Source organism: Shewanella sp. SACH (assembly GCF_001887095.2).
GTDB lineage: Bacteria > Pseudomonadota > Gammaproteobacteria > Enterobacterales > Shewanellaceae > Shewanella > Shewanella baltica.
In genome coordinates this window covers 189384-212655 of the sequence record NZ_MPDG02000002.1, presented here as the reverse complement: position 1 = coordinate 212655, position 23272 = coordinate 189384, and the positions used below count along the sequence as shown (strand labels likewise).

The 23272-nt window shown below is 49.1% G+C and carries 13 protein-coding genes; 7 read left to right on the top strand and 6 right to left on the bottom strand.

Features of this window, described 5'->3' with window-relative positions:
• Position 1: 1 nt before the first annotated feature.
• On the top strand, positions 2–3091 hold the full coding sequence (locus BM607_RS08695) for an efflux RND transporter permease subunit (RefSeq protein WP_071938651.1): 3090 nt from the start codon (positions 2–4) through the stop codon (positions 3089–3091).
• Between the two features lie 470 nt (positions 3092–3561).
• On the opposite strand, the gene BM607_RS08690 is transcribed toward BM607_RS08695, so the two are convergent.
• Positions 3562–4170 carry an FxsA family protein gene (locus tag BM607_RS08690; protein ID WP_071938652.1) on the bottom strand — a complete coding sequence of 203 codons (609 nt, stop codon included), beginning with the start codon at positions 4168–4170 and terminating at the stop codon, positions 3562–3564.
• A 251-nt stretch (positions 4171–4421) separates the two neighbouring features.
• On the opposite strand from BM607_RS08690, the gene cutA reads away from it, so the two are divergent.
• From cutA to BM607_RS08665, 5 genes are all read left to right on the top strand, one after another.
• A complete protein-coding gene (gene cutA / locus BM607_RS08685; protein WP_012088202.1) occupies positions 4422–4745 on the top strand; it encodes a divalent-cation tolerance protein CutA in 324 nt (107 codons plus the stop codon).
• Positions 4742–6601 carry a protein-disulfide reductase DsbD gene (locus BM607_RS08680; RefSeq protein ID WP_071938653.1) on the top strand — a complete coding sequence of 620 codons (1860 nt, stop codon included), beginning with the start codon at positions 4742–4744 and terminating at the stop codon, positions 6599–6601. The genes cutA and BM607_RS08680 overlap by 4 nt, the downstream gene beginning before the upstream one ends.
• 181 nt (positions 6602–6782) lie before the next feature.
• Positions 6783–8438: a cation:proton antiporter family protein gene (locus tag BM607_RS08675; RefSeq protein WP_063883603.1), complete on the top strand. Its 1656-nt coding sequence runs from the start codon at positions 6783–6785 to the stop codon at positions 8436–8438.
• A gap of 295 nt (positions 8439–8733) precedes the next feature.
• Entirely contained in the window at positions 8734–9879 is a 1146-nt protein-coding gene (galK, locus tag BM607_RS08670) for a galactokinase (protein ID WP_006086123.1), read from the top strand.
• 160 nt (positions 9880–10039) lie between these two features.
• The gene (locus BM607_RS08665; protein WP_071938654.1) at positions 10040–11074 is read left to right on the top strand and encodes an aldose epimerase family protein; all 1035 of its coding nucleotides are present in this window, start codon (positions 10040–10042) and stop codon (positions 11072–11074) included.
• 169 nt (positions 11075–11243) lie between these two features.
• Here the strand turns inward: BM607_RS08665 and BM607_RS08660 are convergent, their stop codons facing one another.
• Positions 11244–11648 (bottom strand): hypothetical protein, encoded by a 405-nt coding sequence (locus BM607_RS08660; protein WP_006083132.1) that lies wholly within the window; start codon positions 11646–11648, stop codon positions 11244–11246.
• A 498-nt stretch (positions 11649–12146) separates the two neighbouring features.
• A complete protein-coding gene (locus BM607_RS08655; RefSeq protein ID WP_071938655.1) occupies positions 12147–13148 on the bottom strand; it encodes an NAD(P)H-quinone oxidoreductase in 1002 nt (333 codons plus the stop codon).
• A 451-nt stretch (positions 13149–13599) separates the two neighbouring features.
• On the opposite strand from BM607_RS08655, the gene BM607_RS08650 reads away from it, so the two are divergent.
• Positions 13600–16725, top strand: a complete 3126-nt coding sequence (locus tag BM607_RS08650) for a M9 family metallopeptidase (RefSeq protein ID WP_071938656.1) — start codon at positions 13600–13602, stop codon at positions 16723–16725.
• 138 nt (positions 16726–16863) lie between these two features.
• Here the strand turns inward: BM607_RS08650 and BM607_RS08645 are convergent, their stop codons facing one another.
• From BM607_RS08645 to BM607_RS08635, 3 genes are all read right to left on the bottom strand, one after another.
• Complete coding sequence (locus tag BM607_RS08645) at positions 16864–18681, bottom strand: sel1 repeat family protein (RefSeq protein WP_071938657.1); 1818 nt, start codon at positions 18679–18681, stop codon at positions 16864–16866.
• 193 nt (positions 18682–18874) lie between these two features.
• Positions 18875–21952, bottom strand: coding sequence for an efflux RND transporter permease subunit (locus BM607_RS08640; protein ID WP_071938658.1), 3078 nt, complete (start codon positions 21950–21952; stop codon positions 18875–18877).
• The gene (locus tag BM607_RS08635) at positions 21952–23184 is read right to left on the bottom strand and encodes an efflux RND transporter periplasmic adaptor subunit (protein WP_071938659.1); all 1233 of its coding nucleotides are present in this window, start codon (positions 23182–23184) and stop codon (positions 21952–21954) included. The genes BM607_RS08640 and BM607_RS08635 overlap by 1 nt, the downstream gene beginning before the upstream one ends.
• Positions 23185–23272 lie beyond the last annotated feature (88 nt).

Sequence of the window (23272 nt, the reverse complement as noted above, 5' to 3'; positions counted from 1 at the left end):
GATGAACATTGCAGAGTATTCGATACGCCACAAAGTCATCAGTTGGATGTTTGTGTTGCTGCTACTCGTGGGTGGCGGCGTGAGTTTTACTGGTTTGGGGCAATTAGAATTCCCCGAATTCACCATTAAAGAAGCCCTAGTGATCACGGCTTACCCCGGCGCATCACCTGAGCAAGTTGAAGAAGAAGTCACACTGCCGCTCGAAGATGCCCTGCAGCAACTCGATGCCATTAAGCATGTGACCTCGATTAACAGTGCGGGCCTGTCACAAATCCAAATTGAGATTAAAGAAAGCTACGACAAAACCACCCTGCCACAGGTGTGGGATGAAGTGCGTCGTAAGGTCAACGACACGGCGGGCATCTTGCCACCGGGTACAACCGCGCCGCAGGTGATGGACGACTTTGGCGATGTGTATGGCATTTTATTTAATCTCTCTGGGCCTGATTACAGCAACCGCGAGTTAAGCAATTACGCCGACTATCTGCGTCGCGAACTCGTGCTCGTGCCCGGGGTGAAAAAAGTTTCAGTTGCAGGCAGCGTCACCGAGCAAGTGGTGATTGAAATCTCCCAGCAAAAGCTGTCGGCACTGGGGTTAGATCAAAGCTATATCTATGGTTTAGTGAACAATCAAAACGTGGTCTCTAACGCGGGCAGCTTAGTGATTGGTGATAACCGTATCCGCATTCATCCCACGGGCGAATTTAGCAATGTGCAGGATCTGGCGCGCTTGATTGTGAGCCCACCGGGTAGCACTGAGCTAATTTACCTTGGCGACATTGCTAATATTGAAAAGGATTACGACGAAACCCCGAATGTGCTTTACCACAATAAGGGCGAAGCGGCGTTATCACTGGGGATTTCTTTCTCTAGTGGCGTGAACGTGGTCGAAGTCGGACAAAAGGTCAGTGACCGCTTAGCCGAGCTTGAATCCCAACGCCCAATCGGCATGAATTTAGCGACGGTTTACAACCAGAGTCAGGCGGTCGATGAGACAGTCAACGGCTTCTTAATCAACTTATTAGAATCCATTGCTATCGTGATCGCCGTGCTCCTGCTGTTTATGGGGCTGCGCTCGGGTATGTTGATGGGTCTGATCTTACTGCTGACGATTCTGGGTACCTTTATCGTGATGAAAGTGCTGGGGATTGAGCTGCAACTCATCTCCCTCGGCGCACTCATTATCGCCCTTGGCATGTTGGTTGATAACGCGATTGTGGTCACCGAAGGTATTTTGATTGGCCTGCGCCGTGGTAAAACTCGCCTCGAAGCGGCGAAGCAAATTGTCGCTCAAACCCAGTGGCCGCTATTGGGCGCGACTGTCATTGCCATTATTGCCTTTGCGCCCATTGGCTTATCGCAAAATGCCGCAGGTGAATTCTGCCGTTCTTTATTCCAAGTGTTGATGATTTCGCTGTTTATCAGCTGGATAACCGCCATCACCTTAACGCCGTTCTTCTGCCATCTGTTATTTAAGGATGCGCCGAGCGATGAAGAAGCCCAAGACCCCTACAAGGGCTGGTTCTTCAGCTTATATCGCGCAAGTTTAACCCTAGCGCTGCGCTTTAGATTGGTGAGTATTCTGCTGGTTATAGCCATGCTGTTCAGCGCTGTGGTGGGCTTTGGTCATATCAAGAATGTGTTCTTCCCTGCCTCTAACACGCCGATTTTCTTTGTGGATATCTGGATGCCAGAGGGCACGGACATTAAGGCGACCGAACGTTTTACTGCCGATATTGAGCGCCAGTTACTGCAACAGAACGAGCAAAAAGATATAGGGCTAAAACACTTAACCAGCGTTATCGGCCAAGGCTCGCAGCGTTTCGTCCTGCCTTATCAACCAGAGAAAGGCTATCCCGCCTTTGCCCAGTTGATAGTCGAAATGCAAGATCTAGCCGCCGTTAAAGCCTATATGCCAGAGTTAGAAACCTTGTTAAATCAACGTTTCCCACAGGCACAATATCGCTTGAAAAACATGGAAAACGGCCCGTCGCCCGCAGCCAAAATTGAGGCACGCTTCTACGGCGACAATCCTGAAGTGCTGCGCGCTTTAGGCGCCCAAGCCGAGGCCATTTTCCACGCCGAACCGAGCATGGATGGCATACGTCACAACTGGCGTAATCAAGTGCCCTTGATCCGTCCGCAACTGGAAAATGCCCAAGCGCGGGAAACGGGGATCAGTAAGCAAGATCTCGACAATGCCCTATTGGTTAACTTTAGCGGTAAACAAATTGGTCTATACCGAGAAACCAGCCACTTGTTGCCCATCGTCGCCAGAGCGCCCGCCGAAGAACGTTTGCAGGCCGACAGCCTGTGGAAGTTGCAAATTTGGAGTAGCGAACACAACACCTTTGTGCCTGCCACCCAAGTGGTGAGTAGCTTTAACACTGAGTGGGAAAACCCGCTGGTGATGCGCCGAGATCGTATGCGTATGCTCGCTGTGATGGCCGATCCTAAGCTTGGCAGTGATGAAACCGCCGACTCTGTACTGCGTAAAGTAAAAGACAAGGTCGAAGCGATCAGCCTGCCCGCAGGTTATCACTTGGAATGGGGCGGTGAATTTGAAACCGCAGGCGAAGCGCAAACCGCGGTATTCAGCTCGATTCCCATGGGTTATCTGGCGATGTTCTTGATCACCGTATTCCTGTTCAACTCAGTGCGTCAGCCCTTAGTGATCTGGTTTACTGTGCCCTTGGCCCTGATTGGGGTGTCTGCGGGACTCTTGTTATTCGACGCCCCTTTCAGCTTTATGGCGCTACTCGGCCTGCTGAGTTTGTCGGGTATGGTGATTAAAAACGGTATCGTCTTGGTCGATCAAATCAACCTCGAACTCAGTGAAGGCAAACCCGCTTATTTCGCCTTGGTCGACTCCTGTGTCAGCCGTGTGCGCCCCGTCATGATGGCAGCGATAACCACTATGCTCGGGATGATCCCACTGATCTCAGACGCCTTTTTCGGTTCAATGGCGATAACGATTATTTTCGGTCTCGGTTTTGCGTCACTGTTAACACTCATAGTACTGCCAGTGATGTACAGCCTAGTATTCAATATTAAAGCGACAGCGATAGGAGGTGAGTCACCTAACAAATAACACTCAACTTTTTAGCTCCGCAATTGTTCCAAAAACGCTTCCCGGCGCGGCCGGTCAGTCTCGATTAAAGCGACTGACTGGTCATTTCTTTTAATGATTTATCGCCAATCCTCTCACTCCGTGTTAACGCCATTATTTGCTATTCATATTTGCCTTTAGATATCAGCCTAATTTGCCAATCCGATGACATACCAGAGCGATACTAAGGCGTATAGAGATCGTATAAGTGTTTTATGATTCAACTGAAAAGTGAGACCACTACATTGGAAACGAATAAGTATGGTTATGGGCAGAAAGGATGAGCGCATCTGCGGCCGAGTTCATGACTGAACAGGCAGCAGATAAAAGAGCGGCAATGATGATACCGCAGATGCAAATATGCTTGACGCAATAGAGCAATAATCGAGTAGCAAGTTACCCTTACACTCAGGTAGAACTAACAACAGTTAAAGACTAAAATCCATTAAAAGCTAAGACTTAGAATCTTTATCCTGTTTTTTTCCCTGCTCTTTATTCAGTTCTTTATCTGGGAGCTGATGACTAGCAGGTTTTATATCACTCGGATCGACTTTATGTTCGAAGTCGCCCTCAAACACATTACCGTCTTTCTTCACGCTATCATCAAACGGCGCTTGGCTAAATGGGTCCTGCGGCTTAGGCCCAAAGGGACTTTGGCCCGCTTGAAAGCCGCCGTGCATTCCGCCCTGTAACCCCGCTACAACGCGCAACTGCATGCGCTTGAACAGCAAGGCAGCAATGGGACGACGGGTGAATGGCGTCAGCAATAACAGGCCAATGGCATCGGTCACAAAACCGGGGATCACCAGTAAAATACCCGCCATGGCTAACATCATGCCTTCGACGATTTCTTGCCCCGGCGCTTCACCGCGAGCGAGTTTTTGCTGTACTTGCATTAAGGTGCTTAAACCTTGGCTGCGAACCAAAGAGACCCCGAGCACGGCGGTAAACAGCACTAAGCCTATGGTAGTCCAAGTGCCAAGCACTTCACCCACACGGATCAGCACCGACAGCTCTATTACTGGGATCAGCACAAAGAGTAAAAATATAATGAAAAACATACCGACCTCAGGTTTATCTGACTATCTGTGTAAACTAAATGGGGACTATCCGGTCTTAATTCAAGTCAGGCTAAGCATTGCGACAGACTAAGGGGCTAATAACCTCTAATTGAGCAACGGATTTAACAACTGATATTTAGCTCACCCTTTTGTTAACGCGCTAATGTATGAGACCATTAAAACACGTAAAGTAGCCTAACTCAGTTGGCTTAAGCGAACTTTAAGATTCTTAAGAGACGATACCTAACACCATGCAGCATCAGTATTTAATGGTTAGCACTACCTGCCCCGATGAAGTACAAGCCAATACCTTGGCTCGGGCTTTAGTTGAGTCGCGTATTGCCGCTTGTGTTCATATCTCCGCCCCGATACGTTCAATTTATGCTTGGGAAGGGAAAATCTGCGAAGAACAAGAATTTAGCTTACAGATTAAATGTTTACAAAGTCGATATTCAGAGTTAGAACAACTTGTGCTTAGACTCCACCCTTATCAAGTACCCGAAATTATTGCCGTGCCTGTGACTCACGGGCTACCAGCCTACTTAGATTGGATAAAAGACAACACTCAGCCATGAAAAAACTACTCAGCCTTATTTTCACGTCTTTATTGCTCCTCACGCCCTTAGCGCACAGTGAAGGGGTTTTCGGTAACAAATTCGACTTCATGAAGAGTGAACCGGAATTGATGCCTGTCGATCAAGCATTTGCCTTCGATTTCAAGCAAGAAGGTAATCAGGTCAAACTCAATTGGGTGATTGCCGACGGTTACTACATGTACCGCGACAAGCTTAAATTTACTGTCAATGGCGCCGAGCTAGGCACAGTGGCGCTGCCCAAGGGCAAGCCCCATGAAGATGAGTATTTTGGCGAGCAAGAAGTCTATTACACCTATGTGGATATTCCCGTTGCGCTGAAACAGGCCGATGAAAATGCCACGCTTACCGTCACTTTTATGGGCTGCGCCGAAGGCAAGTTGTGTTATCCACCGACCAAACGTGACGTGGTGCTAAAAGCGATTGCCGCCAACGAGGGCTTGATCGCAGGTGCCGAAGCGAGCGAATCGACCGCCGCAGCAAAGCCTGCCAGCACTGAGTCAGCCAGCAATAAGCCGAACACGGCCGATAAAGCCAATCCCCAACCTATTACTCAGCAAGATACCCTGAGCCAAATGCTGTCAAACGACAGCCTGATTTGGACCTTAGTGATCTTCTTTGGTCTAGGTGTCGGTCTGGCATTAACGCCCTGCGTGTTCCCTATGTACCCGATTTTGTCTGGCATTATTGTTGGCCAAGGGCAAAAACTCTCAACCGCGAAAGCCTTTACCTTGTCTATGGCTTACGTCCAAGGTATGGCAATCACTTACTCTATCTTAGGGTTAGTGGTCGCATCGGCGGGACTGAAATACCAAGCGGCATTGCAACATCCCGCCGTGTTAGTGGTATTGGCGATTCTGTTCTTTGTGCTCAGCTTATCTATGTTTGGCCTGTACGATTTAAAACTGCCATCGAGCTGGCAGGAAAAGATGAACTCAGTATCGAACAACCAAAAAGGCGGCAACTTAGTTGGCGTATTCTTGATGGGCGTGATTTCTGGCCTGGTCGCATCACCTTGCACTACCGCGCCGCTATCGGGTGCGCTCGTTTATGTGGCGCAAACCGGCGACTTACTCCAAGGCTTCCTAGCCCTGTATGTGCTGAGTATGGGCATGGGTTTACCTCTGCTGATTATCGGCACCTCAGGCGGTAAATTATTACCGAGAGCGGGCGCTTGGATGGACATCATCAAAACCGTCTTCGGCTTCCTGTTGATCGCTGTGTCTATCGTAATGCTCGGTCGTATTTGGACGGGCGTGGTATCCGATGTGCTTTGGTCACTGTGGGGAGTGAGCTTCACTGGCTACTTGATGCATCAGAACAAACTCAGTCCCTTCAACTGGAAACAAACTGTCCGTTCAGTGCTATTAACTCTGACGCTACTGGCAAGTTTCTCCTACGGATTCCAAGCTGTGATGGGCCACTTTGGTTTTAATCACAATCCCGTAGGCACTGCGGCGACGACCGAAGAAGCCCATGGCTTTAAACGGATTAAATCCATTGAAGATCTTGAGCAAGAAATCGCCGCCGCTGCCGCCCAAGGTAAGCCTGTGATGCTGGATCTCTACGCCGATTGGTGTGTTGCCTGTAAAGAGTTTGAAGCCATCACCTTTAAGGATGCTGACGTGTTAGCCCGCATGAATAAAATCGTGCTGCTGCAAGCCGATGTGACTAAGAGTGACAAGGTCGATGTCGCCTTACTCGAAAAATACAATGTGCTCGGTTTGCCTACGTTGTTGATGTTTAACGAACAAGGTGAGCAAAGGGAAGATTTACGAGTGACTGGTTTTATGGGCCCTAAAGATTTTGCCGCCCATTTAGATCATCTGGTGAAATAATCACGATTTAGACATATACCACTAAAGCGATTTCACCCGCGCCAGTTTTAATCGGCAAGTGTATTTACCGCAACACCAATAGAAAGCGGACTTTTTTCATTAAAAGTCCGCTTTTTTGTTCCAGTGTCATAGATTTCTTATACAATCACTCATAATTTTGGACTTTTTAGATTGGAGCATCATGGAACCCGGTATCCTCATTATCACACTCATCTGCGGCATGCTCGTCAGCCGTATAGGACTACCACCGCTCATCGGCTACTTAGTGGCGGGCTTTGTACTATTCGTCCTCGGGATAGATAAAGAAAGCCTGCCATTACTGCAAGAACTCGCCAGCCTAGGCGTGACTTTGCTGCTGTTTGCTATTGGTTTGAAACTCGATATTCGTAGCCTGTTCAAGGCCGAAGTGTGGGCGGGTTCGAGTGTCCACTTAGTGCTCTCAATCGTGGTTTTTGTGCCGATTCTGAAACTCTTCGGCTTACTGGGTTTAAGCCAACTCACGAGTCTTAACCTTGAGCAACTGACGTTAATCGCCTTCGCGTTAAGCTTCTCCAGTACCGTATTTGCGGTCAAAGTGTTAGAAGATAAGGGCGATGTCCAATCCCTCTACGGCCGGGTCGCCATTGGTATCTTGATTATGCAGGATATCTTCGCCGTACTGTTTTTAACAATTTCTAAGGGCGATGTACCTTCGGTATGGGCCTTCGCATTACTCTTACTGCCACTGGCTAAGCCGCTCATTTATAAAGCCTTCGACCGTGTCGGCCACGGTGAACTGTTAGTCCTGTTTGGTCTAGTGATGGCACTTGTGGTTGGCGCTTGGTTATTTGAATCTGTTGGCCTGAAACCCGATCTCGGCGCACTGATCATAGGTATCTTGTTGGCGGGCCACAAAAAGTCCTCAGAGCTGGCAAAATCCCTGTTCTATTTCAAAGAACTCTTCCTCGTGGCCTTCTTCTTAACCATAGGACTCAATGGCTTACCTACGGTATCGGATATCGTCCTCGCGGCGCTATTGGTGTTGTTAGTGCCACTTAAAATCCTGCTGTTTGTTTACATTCTGACTCGCTTTAAACTGCGTTCACGTACCTCTATGTTGGGCTCGTTCAACCTAGGTAACTTCAGTGAATTCGGTTTAATCGTCGCCGCCGTCGCCACCTATAAAGGTTGGTTACCTCCTGAGTGGCTAGTGATCATCGCCGTGGCATTAAGCTTCAGTTTTTTACTCGCCGCGCCACTTAACGCCACCGTCGGTAATATCTACCAGCGATTCCAGCAGCGTTTAATCAAGCTCGAAAAACGCCCGTTACACCCAGAAGATAGGCCCATCGCCATTGGCAACCCACGCTTCTTAATCTTAGGTATGGGCCGCATTGGTAGCGGCGCCTACGATGAACTCAGGGAACAATTTGACGGCGAAATTCTCGGCATTGAGCACAAGCAAGACTTAGTCGATTTACATAAAGCCAAGGGCCGCAACGTAGTGCAAGGTGACGCCGCGGATACCGACTTTTGGGAAAAACTCGACAGAGCGCCTAACCTTGAATTAGTGCTGCTGGCCATGCCGCACCACGCGGGAAATATGTTTGCGGTTGAACAACTCAAAAAACTGAATTATCAAGGCAAGATCAGTGCGATTGTGCAGTACAGTGACGATGCCGCGGCACTTCGCGAATCGGGCGTACACAGTGTTTACAACCTGTACGAAGCTGCGGGTGCCGGTTTTGTGGATCATGTGATCTATGAGCTGTTGCAAGACTCAGAGAAAAACGCCGCGCAAGCGGAAGAAACTGCGCAAGTGGCTGATCCTAAAATTAATGCAGAGTCCAATAGTTAAGTGCCTGCTAATGCTGCATTGAATTAAAATCACGCCATAATAGGCCGCACATACGAGCAGTAACCTCCTCTGCAAGTTTGTGCGGCATCCAACTAACTACTGACTAATCTTTACAAATCAATCGACTAGATAACGCACTGAATACGTTATTTTGACTTCCTATCACAGTATCGATTTTCTCATTGCCGCCCATCGCCATTTCAGCAAAAAATCTCAGTTACATCACCGACTCAGTCGTGATATAAATCGATGACGGTAACGAAATTAGCTCAGCTTTTTTGGAATTTTTTACAGCATGTCAAACCCTGCGCAGCGCGCCACAAAGTTATTTGTCCAAACCTTTGGCACTAAAGCCGACGATTTATATCAAGCCCCTGGGCGCGTCAATCTGATCGGTGAATACACGGATTACAACGACGGTTTTGTACTCCCGGCAGCCATTAATTTTCATACAGTGATTGCGGTAAAACGCCGTGACGACACTAAGTTTCGTGCCGTTGCCGATGCCTTTCCCGGACAAATTAAAGAGTGGACCTTCGGTCAAGAAAACGACATGGACCCGCAAGATGGCTGGGTGAATTACCTCAAAGGTTTTACTGCGGCTATGGCGCAAACGGGCTTATTAGCCAAGGGCTTAGACTTAGCCATTGTGGGCGATGTGCCACTTGCGGCAGGTTTATCCTCATCGGGCGCCCTCGTTGTCGCCTTCGGCACTGCCATCAGTGATACCAGCCAATTGCATTTATCACCAATGGCGGTAGCGCAACTGGCCCAACGTGGTGAACACAGATATGTCGAATCGGCCTGTGGCATCATGGATCAAATGTGCAGCGCTATGGGTGAGCAAGACCACGCGCTGCTGATTGACTGCTTAGATCTGGACAGCGAAGCCATTCCCATCCCAGAAAACTTAAGCCTTATCATCATAGATGCCCATATTGAGAAGCAACGTTTAGCCGCCACCAATCAACAACGTCGCAACGAATGCGCCCAAGCGGCCGAATACTTTGGCTTAGATGCGCTGCGTCACCTCGATTTACGTCGATTAGAAAGCGCAAAAGCCGATTTAGATGAAGTGTTATATCGCAGAGCAAAACACGTCGTCACAGAAAATCAAAGAACCCAGAGTGCAGCCCGCGCTTTAGAACAAAATAACATTCAAAAATTCAGCCGCTTAATGGCGGAATCCCATGCTTCACTGCGGGATGATTTTGAAGTGACACTGCCCGAATTTGATACCTTAGTTGAGATTGTCAGCCAAGTGATTGGCGAGCGTGGCGGCATCCGCATGACCGACGGCTGCGTGGTGGCCTTAGTTGATCATGAACTGACCGATGCTGTCGTGGCCGCCGTTGAACATGAGTTTTTCGACAAAACCGCAATCGATGCCACTGTCTATTTATGTTCCGCCAGCGCTGGCGCGGGCCGCATAGATAATTAGCCAGAGCACGCTTAAAACAAAGAAAACCAATACAGTGACAAGGCCGTCGATAACATACGAATTCATCGCTGAACTTTATGGTGTTGATGGCAAATAATAGGGTTAACATACTCATTTAACACAATAAGCAGTGAGCATTTTCAACACAGAGGGAAGCTAAATGGTACGTTTCAGTGTTTTGGATCCTTGGACCGATCCCCGCGGTGGCGAAATAGAACGGGTTCGGATCGACAATGGCATACTCGCATTAGAAGTCATCAGCTTAGGCGGAATTATCCGCGCTCTGTGGACCCCAGATAAACACGGCGAACGAGCCAATATCGTCCTTGGTTGCGACAGCGCCGAAGACTACCTGACGCAATCGGCTCACTTAGGCGCCATTGCTGGCCGCTTTGCGAATCGTATCGCTAACGGCAAAATGCACTATCAAGGCCAAGATTATCAACTCGATGTCAACCAAGCGACTAACTGTTTGCACGGCGGCCGTGAAGGGTTTAATCGTAAAAACTGGCACTTAGGCCAACTGCCCGATGGTGTGCGCTTGACCTTAATGAGTCCAGACGGCGACATGGGTTTCCCCGGTAATTGCACGGTTCAACTGGATTACCGCCTCGCAGGTAATAATCTCTATGTGGAAATTTTAGCTTCGGTGGATAAAGCCTGTCCCGTGAGCTTAACCCAACACAGTTATTTCAACCTCGATGGTTCAGAGACCAATCACGAGCATTTGATGCAAATCGATGCCAAGCGTTATCTCACCATGAATGATGTCAGTGTTCCCACTGGGATTGCCGAGACTACAGGATCAATTTTCGACTTGAGTCAGCCGATACGCTTAGGCGACAAACTGCATGCCGCTGAATTGGCGAGCACGCGCGGTTATGATCACTGTTATATGATGAATGACCCCGACGGTTCACTCGCCCGCTTTGGCTGTTTAAGCAGTCCAGTAAGTGGCCGCGCTATGACAGTTTATACCAATCAACCGAGCGTGCAGCTCTACTGCGCTAACTTTTTAGATGGCACAGTGGGTCGCAATCAACAGGTATTAAATCAACATCATGGCGTGTGTTTAGAACCGCAGATGCTGCCAGACTCACCGAATCAAGGCGAGCGCTTTGGTGATGATGTTTGGTTAGTGCCAGGCAAGGTTTATCACCACATCAGCCGATATCAGTTCGATGCCGATGCGTAACATTAGCTATAAATTAGCGGTATATTAACGGGTAAATCGAGTCGCGATAAAATAGCGATGAATTGAGGTTAACGCGCGGTTTCGCGGAAGGAAATAAAGCGATAAGGAATAAAATAAGCACTATTTTATTCCTTACACTCACAGTGTTAGCCCTTAAGCCGACACTGTGTTAATCATCAAAATCATCGACCCAATCATCGTCAAAATCGACGCCTACGGCATCGGATTCCACTTCTGGTTCAACTTCAGGCTTCGCCTTACGAACAGGCGCAGTTTCCTTCACGTTGTTTAGGTCAATACGAGCTTGATGCTTACTCATGAATTGAGCTCTAGCCGCCTTCCATGCACCACTAAACTTAGCCTCAGCAGCTTTTAACGCAGCCTCATCTAAGTCGTATAGGTTCACTTTGACGATATCTTCCACATACTCAATGATCGCATCGCGATCGGAATTGTATAGGTAGATACGTCCTGGGGAGGCATCGGGCAGCTGGTTGTCATGGACGACAATCGCGTTGCCTTTCGATGTTCTCAGCTCACCATACCAAACCTGTTTCTTTGCTGTGTTATACATATATGCTAATACCCTTAAATCAACACATACACTATGAGTTTTTTAGCCTGAATAAGCGAAGTATCGCTTGCTTTGATCCACGAATAGCGCCGGAAAGTCTCTGACGTTTTCAACTGGGTATTTTTACAGAATATTTCCGATAATCAATGCCTCATACCATGAAATTTTCACTAATTACGTATTAATTTCTGCCAAAGTACCCAAAAAGTTTAATCATTAACGACTTTAGTCTAAAAAATCGACGCGGCAAGTTTTATTCCCAATAAAAAGCAATCATATCGACTATGTTCGATGGGCATAAACTTTACGATTCGAAGTTGCCGTTCGAGGTTACTGCAAGGTTAAGCATCAGGTTTAACCATGACGATTTAACGACAGTAGCGCAAACGACTATTTACCCCTACGTTACTCAGCCACTCTTTTGCCTGAACGCTCTCAGACTTGCCTCAAATGGCTGCGACCTAAACAATCCATCGCGGCCAAAGCAGTATGCCGAGCCTAAATCACCGTCAGTACCACCTTTCCCCTGTGCTCACCCGACTCCATCAGCGCATGGGCTTTCGCGGCTTCGCCTAATGGGAAGGTCGCAAAAATATTGGGCACAATTTTATGGGCGTTTAACAGCGGCCAGACATTCTCAAATAATTCGGCGGCAATGGCGGCTTTAGCCTCCACGCTTTGCGGTCTTAGGGTCGACCCTGTCCACATAATACGTTTTGCCATCAGACGGAAAATCTCGACTTCAGCCTTAGGGCCACGTTGCATCGCCACCGACACCATACGGCCGTCCATCGCTAAGGCTTGTAAATCGAGATTAATAAAATCGCCACCCGCGATATCAAAGACCACGTTCACGCCCTTATCTTGGGTGAGTGCCATGACAGGCTCAACAAAGTTGTGGGTGCGATAATTGATGACTTCAGCGGCGCCAAGGCTCAAGCAATAATCGCGCTTCTCATCTTGCCCCGTCGTGGCAATGACTTTTGAGCCTAAGGCGCTGGCAAGTTGAATGGCCGTACTGCCGATACCGCCCGAGCCGCCGTGGATCAGCACAGTCTCACCCGCTTTTAGTCCCGCACGCATAAACAGGTTGCCCCATACGGTGAAGAAGGTTTCTGGCAGCGCAGCGGCCTGCACATAACTAAAGCCCGTTGGAATAGGCAAACAGTGGGCAGCATAGGTGAGCGCATACTCGCCATAACCCCCGCCCGGCACTAAGGCGCAAACCTTGTCGCCGATTTGCCATTGGCTCACGCCTTCACCGAGGGCACAAATATCACCCGCGACTTCAAGACCAATAATCGGTGATGCACCCGGTGGTGGTGGATAAGCACCTACCCTTTGTTTGACATCGGGGCCATTCACTCCTGCTGCATGCACGCGGATCAACACTTGGCCAGCCGCTGGCACAGGCAAAGGCGAGCGCGATAGCTGCATCACCTCGGGCGTACCGGGTTGCTCAACATGGATATGGGTGTATTCGCTTGGTAAAGCTGACATAAAAGCTCCTTTGGGAATGGCATCGACCTCATCGCAGATGATTTAGCATCTCAGGGGTCGAGTGCTAACTGCGGAAAAGTGCATCTAACCTTAATGCGGCTAAGCTAGCGCGAATTCAAGCCAAATAGCCACTCTTATTCCACAAGGTATTCAATCAGGCCTTTCTAAGCTGTGGAGTCCCGCAGACTCAGCTTCTGGCGCGAGTCCTTTGAGCAATAATCTGAACCTAAGCTGAACAGAAAAGATGTATCAAACAAATTTACAGGTAAATACTAGATATATTAAAAACTTACAGCCATCATTTGAACGCATTATTTGCTAGCTGCGATGTTTGTCGCGCTATTGTTATCACGCAAATAATCCAATGAGGTTTGATGCAAGCTTAGGTTACACGCATCAAATAACGCCCAAGGAAGATCTGCTTTGCAGACTAGATAACTACGGATACACAATGAAAAACACACTGCTCTTCGCAGCTATTAGCTTAGCTTTTGCGACTCCCGCTCTCGCCCATGACACTCATACGAGTCACCCATTAGGCAGCAACACACCCAGCAATCCACAAGCGCAACCGGCACCACGACCACCCTCGGCGCCCATTAGCCAAATAGAATCCCATAGACCGCTACTGCGGGAGACGCCATTGATGGCATCCCCGAATGAGCCAACTATGACAGAACAGACAATGACAGAACCGCCTAAGATGCATTCACGCAAGAAGCGAGAAGTATCTGAGCAACCGCCACTTAAGTTACAGAGTCGCAGCGCCGCACTGCAGAGCAATGACTGCAGTGACTTTGTCGGTAAATCGGGCCAAGCCCTAGTGGATCAATTGAGCCAATCGACCCCCGAATGCGTCGGTAAGCTCTATAGCCTCAAAGGCAGTGCTGCGACCGCGCTATTTAGCGAGGCCAATGTGATCAGTGTCGCCAACGCCATTGCCACTAAAGCCAAGGACTACACTGGGGTCGATGTTCAGCATCTTGAATCGCATATTTACTTTGTCCGCGCTGCCCTCTATGTGCAGTTTTACAGTCCAAATGATGTACCCGCTTACAGCAGCGCCGCTAAGGCCAGCTTAAAATCGGCCCTCAACGCTTTATTTGCGAACGCTGCGATTTGGACGGTCTCCGATGACAATGCTGGCGTGTTGAAAGAAGCCTTAATCCTGATTGACTCTGCCGAGCTTGGCGCCGATTTTAATCATGTCACCATAAAAGTATTAACGGACTACGACGCTAACTGGCAAGCCAGTTTCGCCATGAACGCCGCAGCAAACTCAGTGTTTACCACCTTATTCCGCGCCCAGTGGAATGATGACATGCAGGCGCTGTTCGCTCGTGACCAAGGCATTTTAGATGCGCTAAATAACTTCCAACTCGAACACCGCGACTTGTTAGGCACCAATGCTGAGTATCTGTTAGTCAACTCAGTCAAAGAGTTATCTAGACTGTATTACATTGATTCCATGCGCCCGCGAGTGACTCAGCTAGTTAAAAACATCCTCAGCAGCACCAGCAAAACCGAACCGAGCAAAGTGCTTTGGTACGCGGCGGCAGAAATGGCCGACTATTACGATCGCAGCCATTGTAACGATTACAATATCTGTGGTTTTAAGGCGCAGTTAGAGGCCGATGCCTTACCTTTCAACTGGAAATGCTCCGACAGTCTCAAGATCCGCGCCCAAGATCTCTATCAAGATCAAGCCAAGTGGGCCTGTGATGTGCTGACGAGCCAAGAAAGCTATTTCCACAGTAAACTCGAAACGGGCATGCAACCTGTAGGGCAAGATAACAACGATGACTTAGAGCTAGTGATCTTTGGCAGCTCGTCTGAGTATAAATCCTTAGCCAACAGTATCTTTGGCATCAATACCGACAACGGCGGCATGTACCTTGAAGGCTCGCCCGCCGGACTCAAAAATCAGGCGCGTTTTATCGCCTATGAAGCCGAATGGCGCACGCCGGATTTCCATGTTTGGAACCTACAACACGAATATGTGCACTACCTCGACGGGCGCTATAACCTGTTTGGTGACTTTAGCCGCGGCACGTCGGCCAATACAATTTGGTGGATTGAAGGTCTAGCGGAATACATTTCTTACCGTGATGCCAATACCGCGGCGATTGCCATGGGCGAAACCGGTGAATTTATGTTGTCGACCATATTCAAAAACAACTATGAATCAGGCCAAGACCGTATCTACCGTTGGGGTTATCTGGCGGTGCGCTTTATGTTTGAGCATCACAGGGACGATGTAAGACAGATTCTCGCTTACCTACGTAACGACCAATATGCTGAATATCAAACCTTTATGGATGGTATCGGTACACGTTACGACAACGAGTGGCAAGGTTGGCTCGCCAGCGGCTTGAGCACGGCTGACGATGGCATAGTCGATAAGGGCCCAAGTGATGTCGATGCTGAGCCCAGTGGCCGTGAAGGTAATTGGAGTGGTCCTGCGGGCACTATCAGTAAGGATTACTCGCCTTGCCAAGTAACGAACGAAGCCTACCGTTACACTGAATCGGCTAGCCTGAAAATCGATGTGCCGATGGAATGTATCGACTCCAAACTCGGCCGCGCCAGTTTCAGTTTCACTAATACCGAGCGCTCGGCCCAAGATCTTTGGATCAAGATTGGCGGCGGTTGGGGTGATGCCGACATTTATTTCAATTCTAAAGGTTGGGCAAGCCCAGAGCAAAACCAAGGCGCGGGGATCGGCAACGGTAACTATCAAGTCATTAAAGTGCAGTTAAACCCTGACGAATATTGGCACTACATTACCTTGTCGGGGGATTTTGGCGGCGTCGATATGCAAGTCAGCACCACTGAGTTGTTCGCTGATGTTGATCCCGATCTGGGAGATGGCGGCGTGGATCCTGAGCCACCAGCAAATTGCGGTGCAATAACCTTAGACTATGGCCAGCTCACACTGGGCAAAAACGAGTGTATCAGTGGTGGACGCAACAGCTTCTACTTCTGGGTTGAGGAAGATAATACTCAGTTCACCGTCACCACCAAGGGCGGCTCTGGGGATGCCAATCTCTACTTCAATGCCAGCGAGTGGGCCGACGCTGATAATGCCGATGCCAAGAGCACTCAAGTGGGTAATCAAGAGTCGCTAAGTTTTAGTGCCAATCGCGGCTGGCGTTATATCACAGTGGACACTGCCACTGAGTTTAGCGGTGTCACACTCACCCTCAATACAGGCGCGAGCAATACGCCTACGCCAGCTCTAATCGCTAATGCCTGCACGACGCAATCGCCCTTGAGTCATGGTGAACTGAGTTCAGGCAAAGCCATCTGCACCACCGATGGCCGCAGCGATTACTATCTTTGGGTGCCAGAAGGTACGAGTCAGTTAAGTATCAACTCGGCCCACGGCAGTGGTGATGTGAGCCTGTTTTCGGGGACGACTTGGGCCAATGCTCAACACTTCGATGCAGCGTCTGTCACGCCTGCTAACACTCAAGAAAGTATCACAGTCGATGCACCAAGCCCGGGGTGGTATTACATCACAGTGCAGAGTGAACCCCAGAGTTCGGGTGTCGCACTGCAGGTTGATTTACGCTAGTTGGCTGTCGTTGTTTAAGCCAGAACGTTTAAATTTGCTTATTTAGATTAAGCAGCTGAATAAATAGCAAAATCCCTGCCATGGCAGGGATTTTTATTGGCTAAATGCTAACGAATACTCTTTTATATAAACATGAAGTTATAATCGCAGCTGTTCGAGCACTTGCACTCTGTCCTTGGCCCTTGCTTCATAGTCGTTTGAAAATCGCTCTGCAATTTCAATGCTCTGCTGATAAAGCGTTAACGCTGTTTTCGCATCGACCGCGCCGCCCTCGCCTTTATCTAATAAGGTTGCTAGCTGGAAGTAAGCATTGCCTAAAATATCCGCCTGCAAGCCTTGCTTGGCACCCAGCGTCGTCACTCTTGCTAACCAGTAACGCGCGTTAACCGCATCTCGATGGGTTTCCGATAACAAGATATTGGCAAGTTCGGCTGCGGCATAGAGATCCCGCTCGGCGGCAATCTGCCAAAACTCCTCACCCGCAGCAAAATTATCCGCCAAATAGTAATAATCGCTGGCCGCCGCATGGGCCAGTTCAGGCTTAGCTTTCACACTCAGGCGATAATTTTCAAGCGCTGCATTAGCATTAAAATACGGCGAATAGGGTAACAGTTGATAGAAAGCCATAAGGCTGCTTGCCTCTGGCAATCCTTGGTCAACTAATTGATTTAACTGCTGCCACGCTTGCGTTTCTCTGACCTTATCTTCACCCGTATTAACGAGGCCACGTTCGATGGCAGATAAAGGCAAATGGATTAACTCAAGCTTTGTCTCATTGTCACCAAAACTCGCGGCGCGCCCGATCCAATAGGTTTTTTCATCAATTCGCCCCGCGTAACCGGCTTGATCTAGCATCCAGTGCAAGGCTTCAATATCGCCAGCCTCTGCGGCTTCACGGTAATACTCTTGTGCCTTAGCCTCGTCCTTAGGTAAGGCGTGGCCCAACTCATAGATACGCGCCAATAAGCGCTTATCTTCGGCCTTGGCACTTTGAGCTAAGGTCTTGATTTGTGATTCAGGTTTGCCATAGGCATACAGTTTTACTTCACTGTTGGCATAAGCATATTGAGTGCCGTCGGGATACTTCACCTCAACCGTATCGGGCTGATACCAGACATCGACCTCGTAATGCTCGGCAATCTGTGGATTAAAGTTCACCCGCATTACCGCCTCCTCACCGCGCCGAACCGCTTGAGTATACGGGCTGGCCCACAGGCTAGAAGTGCGCTGTAGGCTACTCTTCAGCCGTGCTTCGAAGGGTTTGTCTTCTTCTGGATAATGAATAAAAACCGGATAGTAAACTGGTGCTAACGATAACGGCGTGGTCGCCAGCAGTGAGTTATCTGCCTCGCTGCCTGTATGAATAGGATCGATATTAAGCTCATGACTTAAATAAAAATCATCGTGGGATGACACTTGAGTCGGCAACGCAGTTTGGCTGGCAAGCTGAGCCGCATCTACCGAGGTGCCCTGCAACTTGGCAAGGTAATCGCGTTGCAGCGTTTTAGCTCTCTGCCACAGCGGGTGGTTCGGCAGTATCGTCACATCGAGCATTAAATCCTCGAGATGCCACTGACAATCACCGCCGCCATTTAAGGCTAAGGGCAGCGAAAACTCACTCGCTTCACTGCCGCTACTGATGACTTGCCGTAGCACTGAGGTTTCTTCGAGTGTGGCGCGGTAGGGATTGGCAAGATCGCCACTGGGAAAACGGATTTCCTTGCGGGTACAAATCGATGAGGCGTAATAACCGACGAGTTCTAATTGCGTATTGGCGGGCAACACACCGACAAACTCGAAACGCTGGCTGTCCGCCGGCGCCGTCACTTGATCGACTGGCAACTCACTGCGAAACAAGGACTCCCAAAAAGAGGCCATGACCGGAGAGGCAAACATCAGCCCAGCCGAACAAGCCAAATACAGGGGCGCCCTGTGAAAGCACTGTAACAAACTCATAATGCCAGCTCTCCGTCGCTGATGAGGCAAATCCACTCGCACTAAAACACTCGCTTAAATACAAAAAAGATCATTAAGTTATCGAAAAAATTAAGCCAACGCGCTTAGCTATTGGCTTAGATCATAACGTATTTGCGGGCAAGTTGAACCCATGCTGTCGATCTAGTCTCGATAAACCCCAACGGACAGGCGACTAAGCTTTGGCGCTGCGCAGTCTTGCAAGTACATCCTTAGCTTTGAGTTCGGCCATAGCGACATAGGCCACAGGCACTACAAATAACGAGAAGAAGGTCCCCGCTAACAGGCCACCGACTAAGACTAACCCTATGTTGGCTAACCCTAATGAGCCTGGCCCAGAAGCCAGCGCTAAAGGAATGGCACTTAAAATCATGGTTAACGACGTCATTAGAATCGGTCTTAAGCGAGATTTAGCACTGCTTCGCGCCGCCTCAATCGCACTCAAGCCTTGGTCTTGTTGCTTGTTGGCAAACTCCACCAGCAAGATGCCGTGTTTGGTCACTAGCCCGACTAAGGTTAATAACCCTATCTGCGAGTAGATATTCACGCTCTGGCCAAACAAGGTTAAGGTCAACAGCGCGCCAACAATACACAAAGGTACAGTCAGTAAGATAATTAAGGGATCGACGAAGCTTTCAAACTGCGCGGCTAAAATCAAATAGATAAACACCAGAGCCAGCAAAAATAGCGACTGAGTGCCCGCTTGTGAATCCATTAAATCTTTCACTACCCCATTGTATTTAAAGCCTTGGGCATCGTTGAGCAGCGATGGCAGTTGCTCGTCTAAGTAAGCTTTGATTTCATCGGTGGAATAGCCGGGCATAACGTCCGCCGTCAGCTCGGCGCTATCAAGGCCCATAAAGGTCTTAATGTTCGATTCTGCCGTGGTCTGCTTAATCGACACAAACTGCGATAACGGCAGGGCTTGCCCAGATTCTGAAGTGACGTACAGCTTATTCAATACTTTGAAATCACTGAGCTTATCTAAGTTCACTTGCACTTGAATCGGATAAGTAAAGCCATCGGTGGCATGTAAGTCTGCCGCCTTAACTGAGCCAAGGAAGGTCGACAGCGCATTCGTCACATCACCATAGCTGACGCCCGAAAGGATAATGGCGTTGCGATCGATAGATAGGTCGTAGCGCAGCTGATCCCTCAGCACTGAGTTACCTACGTTGTTCAGCCCAGGATAATCCTCGAGTAACTTTTGCACTTTGGCGGCGGTGTCATTGAGCTCGTCCTTGTTGCGGTCTAAGGTCGTTAACTCTAAGCGTAGATTATTGGCAATGCTGAGATTATTCGCCGAGCGAATACTAAAGGACATGTTATAGGCAGAAACGCTTTCCTTTGATGTGCTCATCAAGTCGCTGATCACCTCATCTATGCCCTCGCTACGCTCACCCCAAGGTTTAAGCAGCACGTGGTTTACTGGCTCGCCCTCGATGTAAGACAGGTTCGCCCCAACAGCGGGATGCTCATCCATCACGCCATTAAGCTCAGCATTATGGTTCAGATGATACTGGCGACCCACACCGGTTGGGCCATTCGACGCCACATCGATAAAACCTGAATCTTCCGCAGGCAAGAGTATTTTCGGCAACTGCCAGTAGGCTATACCCGCAAGACCGATAAGCACCACTGCCGCGCCGAGCATTAAACGCTTACGGGTAAACCACTTATCCAGTTCTTTGATATACAAATCGTTTAACTGCTGCAGCGCATGCTCGACTCGACTAAACCATTTCGGCTGCTGCTCAGTGGTATTGATAAGATAGGCGCTCATCATAGGCGACAAAGTTAACGCCACCACCCCAGAGATCATCACGGCGGCGGCCAAGGTGAAGGAGAATTGCCTAAACAGATCGGCGGTTAACCCCGACATTAATCCTATCGGCAGATACACGGCCGCGAGCGTTAAGGTCATGGCAATGATCGGGAAGATGATTTCCTGACAGCCTTTAATCGCCGCGTTAAAAGGCGTTTCACCGTTTTCGATGTGGCGATAACAGTTCTCCACCACCACAATAGCGTCATCCACCACCAGACCGATGGCCAAAATAATCGCCAGAATGGTCAACACATTGATGCTAAAACCGAGGGCCGACATCACGGCAAACACCCCAATCACACACACGGGAATGGTAATGATAGGAATTGATGCCGCCCGCAGGCTACCCAAAAATAACACCACAATCAGCGACACTAAGATCACCGCCTCAATCAGCGCAGAAAAGCCTTCGTCGATGGAAGCCTCAATAAAGTCGGCCTGATTGTAGGCCAAGGTCATTTCTAACCCTTGGGGCAAATGCTGCTGCATACGCGCAATTTCGGCCTTAATGTTAGAGGCCACAGTCACAGGATTCGCGTTACTCAAAGGTAAAATTTGCAACGACATAGCGCTATGGCCGCCAATAGACAAGATACTCGGCGACAGACTTTCTTCGCCCATCACCACATCGGCGACATCGGCCACTCGGATGATCTTGCCTTCGCTGACCTTGATCACTAAGTCCTTCACATCTTCGAGTGTTTCAACTTGATTCAATGGGTTAATCGAGAAATCCCGCGATTTACCTTTAATCGCGCCCGAGGTGAAGCTGGCATTGTAGGAGCCTAACGTGCCCACCACATCGGCGGCCTTAATGTTCAGCGCCTTCATCTGCTCGGGGTTGAGCCAGACTCTAACCGCCTTTTGTGAGCCGCCATAGGGCCCCCACACAGCGCCAACGCCTTGCACTTGCTTGAGCTGCGGCACCAGCTGCTGGCTAATGTAGTCGTACATGGCCTGCTTTTCCATGCCGCCCGCGTTCACAAAGGTAATGATATTACTGGCAGAATCTGTGGCCGAGGTATCGTCGGTGACCGTCGGCTTATCTATCATGCTCTGGGGAAAATCGTTAATCCCTTCGACGCTGCTACGCAACTTATTCATTAAGTTGGTGTATTCGATATCGCTGGTATCGTCATTGAATTTAATGGTTAACGAGCAGCGCCCCTCGCTACAGTCAGTCGACATAGTATCGACCTTGTCTATGCCCGAAGCCGCAGCAATCAACTTATCGGCCACATTGCTCGACATAAAATCGGCGCTCGCCCCTGCAATCGATGCATTCACAGATGCCGAGTGGGTGGTGTGCTCAGGAAAATATTGGATATCGAGTTTTTGAAAGGCAATCAAGCCCAGTAACACAGCCATAATGCTGAGTACGGAGGCGAAGATAGGATGACGAATACAGACTTCGGGTAAACGCATTATTCGGCTCCCTCAGTGCTAGGTTCAGGACTTGGAGTAGCATCCGCACCTGAGTTGGAACTGGAGGCTGAAGCTTTATCGGCCGTGTTTTTATCCTGAATGACTTTGATCTTGCTATCGGACTTGAGGTTTTGCATGCCCGTCTTAACCACGAGATCGCCTTCGGCTAAACCTTCAGTCACGACCGCATAACCGTCGTTGGTGTTTTGCGCGAGTTTAACCACTTGTTTTACGGCGCTATCGCCCCGCACTAACCAGACAAAGCGTTCGTCGTTATTGGCGATAATCGAATTTTGCGGCACTAATAAGCGTTTTATCCCACGGCTATAGAACTGCTTAATATTGGCGAACATGCCAGGCGCTAGTTTGAACTCTGGGTTGTCGAGGGCAGCGTGCACTTCAACTCGCCCTGAGCTTTCATCCACCGCTGGAGCGACATAGTTAACTAATCCTTTGAACACCTTATTGCCATAGGCTTCGACCGTCACATTTACCTTCTGGCCTTTTTGCGCCTTACCAAAATCGTTCTGGCTGATGGCATAACGGACTTCGACGGGATTTAAACTGTAGAGAGTGACTAAGGCTGTACCTGCGCCAATTTGGCTGCCGATGGACTGGCTAAAGCTTGTCAGCTGACCGTCGAAGGGCGCCTTGATCAAGTAATCGTTCATGGTCGCTTGTTTCTGGCGAAAATCGGCATCGGCCAGATTCACATTTTCCCGCAGCTCATCCACATCTTGCTTGGCGAGTGCGAAAGGCTCTTTGATCAGCAGGTCTTCAATACGCTCAAGCTTAGTTTTCGCCAGTGCTAAGGTGCTCTTAGCCTTGTCTAAATCGGCCTTGGCCTTAGTGTTATCTTGCTCGGCAATCACTTGGCCTTTCGTCACTTTGTCGCCGTTACTAAAATGAATGGCACTGATTTTTTCGCTGGCGTTAAAGTTGAGTATCGCCGAATCGATGGCGTTAATTTTACCGACTTCATTGACGACATCGGCAAAGGAGGTTTCTTTAATGGCCTCGACCGTCACAGGGATAACGTCGACCTTGTCCGCCGCAGATACGGCTATAGGGGTTAAGGTGAAAAGACTCGCCAGTAGAAACGTCAAAGGCGCGAATAAGGGCGCCTTTGGGAGATGATGGGGGCTTTTAAATGAAATATCGCATGCACTGCGTGCTCGTTCAGTCACTCTTTGTATAAACAGCGTTTGTGTAAACAGCGTTCGTGTAAACATAGTATGCAAACCTATCGTTCTTACTATTCAACGGACATCCTATCCGACAACAGCAAACCGGATTGAACCCAAGACTAATACCAAGTCC

Coding starts and splice junctions, on each gene's coding strand:
- BM607_RS08695 (WP_071938651.1), top strand. CDS start 2: ATGAACATTGCAGAGTATTCGATACGCCACAAAGTCATCAGTTGGATG.
- BM607_RS08690 (WP_071938652.1), bottom strand. CDS start 4,170: ATGTTTTTCATTATATTTTTACTCTTTGTGCTGATCCCAGTAATAGAG.
- cutA (WP_012088202.1), top strand. CDS start 4,422: ATGCAGCATCAGTATTTAATGGTTAGCACTACCTGCCCCGATGAAGTA.
- BM607_RS08680 (WP_071938653.1), top strand. CDS start 4,742: ATGAAAAAACTACTCAGCCTTATTTTCACGTCTTTATTGCTCCTCACG.
- BM607_RS08675 (WP_063883603.1), top strand. CDS start 6,783: ATGGAACCCGGTATCCTCATTATCACACTCATCTGCGGCATGCTCGTC.
- galK (WP_006086123.1), top strand. CDS start 8,734: ATGTCAAACCCTGCGCAGCGCGCCACAAAGTTATTTGTCCAAACCTTT.
- BM607_RS08665 (WP_071938654.1), top strand. CDS start 10,040: ATGGTACGTTTCAGTGTTTTGGATCCTTGGACCGATCCCCGCGGTGGC.
- BM607_RS08660 (WP_006083132.1), bottom strand. CDS start 11,648: ATGTATAACACAGCAAAGAAACAGGTTTGGTATGGTGAGCTGAGAACA.
- BM607_RS08655 (WP_071938655.1), bottom strand. CDS start 13,148: ATGTCAGCTTTACCAAGCGAATACACCCATATCCATGTTGAGCAACCC.
- BM607_RS08650 (WP_071938656.1), top strand. CDS start 13,600: ATGAAAAACACACTGCTCTTCGCAGCTATTAGCTTAGCTTTTGCGACT.
- BM607_RS08645 (WP_071938657.1), bottom strand. CDS start 18,681: ATGAGTTTGTTACAGTGCTTTCACAGGGCGCCCCTGTATTTGGCTTGT.
- BM607_RS08640 (WP_071938658.1), bottom strand. CDS start 21,952: ATGCGTTTACCCGAAGTCTGTATTCGTCATCCTATCTTCGCCTCCGTA.
- BM607_RS08635 (WP_071938659.1), bottom strand. CDS start 23,184: ATGTTTACACGAACGCTGTTTACACAAACGCTGTTTATACAAAGAGTG.